A 4,693-nucleotide genomic window follows, 5' to 3' on the forward strand; every position below is an offset into this window, starting at 1 on the left:
CCTCGGGCCCCGGCGGGTCCGCCGGCACCGAGCAGGGCCCGCCGGGACCCGAGGTCACACCCGGGGAAGCGATTCGGCTGCGAGGCCGCCCTCGATGGCGAGGATGCGGTGCAGCCGCGTGGCCACCAGCAGACGCTGCATCTGCGGGGGCACTCCGCGCAGGACGAGTCTTCGGCCACACCGTCCGGCCCGGCGGTGGGCGCCCATGATGACCCCGAGCCCGGTGGCGTCCCAGGAGTCGAGACCGGTCAGGTCGAGCACCAGGTCGCCGGCTCCGTCGTCGACGGCCGAGTGCAGGACCGTACGGGCGTCCGCCGCGCTGCGGACGTCGAGGCGGCCCCCGACGACCAGCTCGGCGTGGTCGCCCCTGATGTGCATATGCGCTCCCCGAGAGTGCTTGAGTGCCCTGGGGCCTTGTCGCTCCAGGGCTGATATCTCCGGCCGCTCCGCCCGCCCCGGGTCCGATCGGCCACATCACGCCCGGCGCGCGCCGGCAATTCGGGCGGACGGCGTCATGTGCCGGACACGGCCCGGCGGCTCCGGAGCCGCTGCCGGCCCCGGCCACACTTCTGTCCTTGCACCAACTTGACTGCCCACAGGGCAGGTCAGTTGCTCGTTGTAAGCGAACCGATACCGAATTCACCCCTGAGGGTGATACGGCAGCGGTTTCAAAAGCGTTTCAGTAGGTGTAAAAGCCCTGTCCGCTCTTGCGGCCGATGGCACCGGCGTCCACCATGCGGCGCATCAGCTCGGGCGGGGCGAACTTCTCGTCCTGGGACTCGGTGTAGATGTTGCTCGTCGCGTGGAGCAGGATGTCCACGCCGGTCAGATCCGCGGTGGCGAGCGGGCCCATGGCGTGCCCGAAGCCGAGTTTGCAGGCGATGTCGATGTCCTCGGCGGACGCGACGCCCGACTCGTAGAGCTTGGCCGCCTCGACGACCAGCGCCGCGATGAGCCGGGTGGTGACAAAGCCCGCGACATCGCGGTTGACGACGACACAGGTCTTGCCGACCGACTCGGCGAACTCCCGGGCGGTGGCGAGGGTTTCGTCGCTGGTGCGGTAGCCGCGTACGAGTTCACAGAGCTGCATCATCGGCACGGGTGAGAAGAAGTGTGTGCCGACGACGCGTTCCGGACGCTCCGTCACCGCCGCGATCTTGGTGATCGGGATGGCGGAGGTGTTGGAGGCCAGCACGGCGTCGTCGCGGACGAGCTTGTCGAGCGTCCGGAAGATCTCGTGCTTGACCTCCAGCTTCTCGAAGACGGCCTCGACGACGATGTCCGCGTCGGCGACGGCGTCCAGGTCGGTCGTGGTGGTGATCCGGGCCAACGCGGCCTCGGCGTCCGCCGCTTCGAGTGTGCCTTTGGAGACGAATCTGTCGTACGAGGCCCGGATGCCGTCCGTGCCACGGGCGAGTGCATCGTCGGTGACATCCCGCAGGACGACGTCCCAGCCCGCCTGGGCGGAGACCTGTGCAATACCGGACCCCATGAGTCCGGCTCCGACGACGGCGAGTTTCCTGGCCACAACGACACCCCTTAACACCCGTTTACACTTCGCCTCTCGGGCGGAGGTTAGCGGTCGCAAGCGCCCATGTGGCGGTGAAGAGATGCGCGTCACGTCTCACATGACGGACATCACACCGCCGGCCCTTCATTCGGCGGCGCGAACGGCATAGGCGAGAACCCGCTCGCCGAGGAGATCCTCCATCTCGTCCATGATGCCGAGGGTTTCGCGGGAGACGGCAGCGGGGTCCCGGCCGGCCATCATCTCGCGGCCGATGACGCCCATCACGGTCTGGTGCACCCAGTTGATCTGTCCGGCCATCAGAGTCGGCAGCGGATCAGCGGGGGCGGCACCGGTCTCCTCGCGCAGCGTCCGCTCCAGATCCTCCACGACCTCCTGCTGGATGCGCCAGAGGCTGGAGCGGAGGGTGGTCGCGTCATGGACGACGAGCAGGAACCGCTCGTAACCCGCCATCAGTCCGATGCGCGGTGACACCGCCTCGACCTCCGCGCGCAGTTCGCGCAGGACGGCGACGGCGGCCGACTCCCCCGCGCCCCGGCCGCGTACCCAGCGGGAGAGCCGGTCGACGACGTCGGCGCCCCGGTCGAGGAACAGGTCCTCCTTGGTGGCGAAGTAGTTGTAGACGGTGTTGACCGAGACGTCGGCGGCCTCGGCGACCTCGGCGACGGTCACCGCGTCGAAGCCGCGCTCCAGGAAGAGGCCCGTGGCCGTGTCGGAGATGTGCTGTCTCGTCTGCCGCTTCTTGCGCTCTCTCAGTCCCTCGGCCATGCCGTCATCGTAGCCATCGTGCACTGGCTCAAAGCTTTGAGTCGACTGGAAAAATATAGTCGTTGCAAACTTTCACCCACTCTGCTTTTCTGTGCGCCATGGCAATCATCAGTACGGCCGGGCTCGCCCGGACCTTCCACACGAAGCAGGGCCCGGTGGAGGCGGTACGCGGTATCGACCTCACCGTCGCGAGCGGCGAGATCGTCGGACTCCTCGGGCCCAATGGGGCGGGCAAGACGACCACCCTGCGGATGCTCACCACCCTGCTGCCGCCGACCGGCGGCGCGGCGACGGTCGCCGGGTGCGATCTGGTGCGCGACCCCGGGGGCGTACGGCGCCGGGCGGGCCTGGTCGCCCAGTCCGGCGGTCTCGACCCCCACATCACCGTCCGGGAGGAGCTGGTCACCCAGGGCCGGCTCTACCGGCTGACCAGGGCGAAGGCGGTCGCCCGTGCCGCGGAGCTGGCCGATGAGCTGGACCTCGGCGAGCTGCTGGACCGCCGGACCGGCACCCTCTCCGGGGGCCAGCGGCGCCGGCTCGACATCGCGATGGGCCTCACCCACCGGCCCGATGTGCTCTTCCTCGACGAGCCGACGACCGGCCTCGACCCCGGCAGCCGGGCCGATCTGTGGGAGCTGGTGCGGCGGCTGCGCGACACCCACGGCACCACGGTCGTCCTGACCACGCACTACCTGGACGAGGCCGACGCCCTCGCCGACCGGCTCGTCGTCGTGGACCGGGGGACGGTCGTCGCCGACGGCACCCCCGCCGAACTGAAGCTCCGGTACGCCGGGGCGGCCGACGCCACGCTCCAGGACGCGTTCCTCGCGATCACCGGCCGGGAGCCGGCCGCCGCCGACGCGGGCCCCGCGCCCGTAGCCGTCTGAACCATCCCGCGACCGGCCGGAACCGGCCCACCCGCCGGGTCCGGGTGCGCAGACCCAGACCGCCGCCCCGAGCCGACGCCCGTACGAGACGCCCGGGACCAGAAGCCCGCGGCCGACGAACCCACCCGACACCCCAGGGAGCCCCATGCTCATCCATGACATCGCGCTGATCTTCGGGCGGTACGCCCGGCAGACGCTCAGCTCACCGCTCCAGCTCGTCTTCGGCGTCCTCATGCCGCTGCTGTTCCTGCTCTTCTTCGGCCCGCTGCTCGTGGAGCTGCCGCTCTCCTCGCGGGGCGACTCCTGGCAGGTCCTGGTGCCCGGACTGCTGCTACAGCTCTCGCTCTACGGCGGGGCCTTCGCCGGGTTCGCCGTCCTCATCGACCACGGCAACGGGGTGGTGGAACGGATGCGGGTGACCCCCGTCAGCCGGCTCGCGCTGCTGCTGGGCCGGGTGCTGCGGGACACCGCCCTCTTCGTCTTCCAGGCGGTCCTGCTCGTCCTCGCCGCGCTGGTCATGGGCCTGCGCGCGCCCCTGGCCGGGGTCCTCATCGGCTTCGCCTTCGTCGCCCTGCTGACCGTGTCCCTCGCCTCCCTCTCGTACGCGCTGGCGCTCCGCGTCCGGGCCCCGCAGGAATTCGGCCCGGCCGTCAACGCGCTCGTGATGCCGTCGATGCTGCTCTCCGGGCTGATGCTGCCCATCACCCTCGGGCCCGGCTGGCTCGACGCGCTCTCGCATCTGATGCCGTTCCGCTATCTGGTGGACGCGACCCGGGACGCGTACGTCGGCGAGTACGCCACGGCCACCATGCTGTACGGGGTGCTCGTCGCGCTCGGTCTTGCGGCGGTGTCCGTGACGGTCGGCACACGGGTCGTCCGCAGGGCCGGAGCGTAACTACTCTGGCTTCATGGTCAATCTGACGCGCATCTACACCCGTACCGGCGACCAGGGCACGACGGCTCTCGGCGACATGAGCAGGACCGTCAAGACCGATCTGCGGATCTCCGCCTACGCCGACTCCAACGAGGCCAATGCGGTGCTCGGCACGGCCATCGCGCTGGGGCAGCTCCCGGACGAGGTCGTCCAGGTCCTGATCCGGGTGCAGAACGATCTCTTCGACGTGGGCGCGGACCTCTCCACGCCGGTGGTGGCGGAGCCCAAGTACCCGCCGCTGCGGGTCGAGCAGTTCTACATCGACCGGCTGGAGGCGGACTGCGACCGCTTCAACGAGGAACTGGAGAAGCTGCGCAGCTTCATCCTGCCGGGCGGCACTCCCGGGGCGGCCCTGCTCCACCAGGCGTGCACGGTCGTCCGCCGGGCCGAGCGCTCGACCTGGGCGGCGCTTGAGGTCCACGGCGAGACGATGAACCCGCTGACGGCGACCTATCTCAACCGGCTCTCCGACCTGCTCTTCATCCTGGCCCGCACGGCGAACAAGTCCACGGGCGACATCCTGTGGGTCCCGGGCGGCGACCGCTGACCCCTGCGGGCGGCACATACCCGGGGCTC

The 4,693-nt window shown here is 70.1% G+C and carries 6 protein-coding genes; 3 read left to right on the forward strand and 3 right to left on the reverse strand.

Translation table 11 applies throughout. The features are described from left to right. Window positions 1-54: 54 nt before the first annotated feature. The 3 genes from ACWF94_RS33925 to ACWF94_RS33935 form a co-directional block, all read right to left on the reverse strand. Window positions 55-378, reverse strand: a complete 324-nt coding sequence (locus tag ACWF94_RS33925; protein WP_351550205.1) for an STAS domain-containing protein — start codon at window positions 376-378, stop codon at window positions 55-57. 301 nt (window positions 379-679) lie between these two features. Then, complete coding sequence (locus tag ACWF94_RS33930) at window positions 680-1,528, reverse strand: 3-hydroxyacyl-CoA dehydrogenase family protein (protein ID WP_453497511.1); 849 nt, start codon at window positions 1,526-1,528, stop codon at window positions 680-682. 126 nt (window positions 1,529-1,654) lie between these two features. Continuing rightward, window positions 1,655-2,296: a TetR/AcrR family transcriptional regulator gene (locus tag ACWF94_RS33935; protein WP_453497514.1), complete on the reverse strand. Its 642-nt coding sequence runs from the start codon at window positions 2,294-2,296 to the stop codon at window positions 1,655-1,657. 98 nt (window positions 2,297-2,394) lie between these two features. Between ACWF94_RS33935 and ACWF94_RS33940 the strand changes: the two genes are divergently transcribed. The 3 genes from ACWF94_RS33940 to ACWF94_RS33950 all read left to right on the forward strand — a co-directional run bounded on the left by ACWF94_RS33940 (window position 2,395) and on the right by ACWF94_RS33950 (window position 4,664). Further along, a complete protein-coding gene (locus ACWF94_RS33940) occupies window positions 2,395-3,183 on the forward strand; it encodes an ABC transporter ATP-binding protein (protein ID WP_453497517.1) in 789 nt (262 codons plus the stop codon). A 145-nt stretch (window positions 3,184-3,328) separates the two neighbouring features. Next, the gene (locus ACWF94_RS33945) at window positions 3,329-4,078 is read left to right on the forward strand and encodes an ABC transporter permease (protein ID WP_453497520.1); all 750 of its coding nucleotides are present in this window, start codon (window positions 3,329-3,331) and stop codon (window positions 4,076-4,078) included. Between the two features lie 13 nt (window positions 4,079-4,091). After that, window positions 4,092-4,664: a cob(I)yrinic acid a,c-diamide adenosyltransferase gene (locus ACWF94_RS33950; protein ID WP_453497523.1), complete on the forward strand. Its 573-nt coding sequence runs from the start codon at window positions 4,092-4,094 to the stop codon at window positions 4,662-4,664. The last annotated feature ends 29 nt before the right edge of the window (window positions 4,665-4,693 follow it).

This window comes from Streptomyces sp. NPDC055078 (genome assembly GCF_053607985.1).

Bases quoted from the DNA above. Each gene is read 5' to 3' on its own strand.
- ACWF94_RS33945 (WP_453497520.1), top strand. From the start codon at position 3,329: ATGCTCATCCATGACATCGCGCTGATCTTCGGGCGGTACGCCCGGCAG.
- ACWF94_RS33940 (WP_453497517.1), top strand. From the start codon at position 2,395: ATGGCAATCATCAGTACGGCCGGGCTCGCCCGGACCTTCCACACGAAG.
- ACWF94_RS33925 (WP_351550205.1), bottom strand. From the start codon at position 378: ATGCACATCAGGGGCGACCACGCCGAGCTGGTCGTCGGGGGCCGCCTC.
- ACWF94_RS33950 (WP_453497523.1), top strand. From the start codon at position 4,092: ATGGTCAATCTGACGCGCATCTACACCCGTACCGGCGACCAGGGCACG.
- ACWF94_RS33935 (WP_453497514.1), bottom strand. From the start codon at position 2,296: ATGGCCGAGGGACTGAGAGAGCGCAAGAAGCGGCAGACGAGACAGCAC.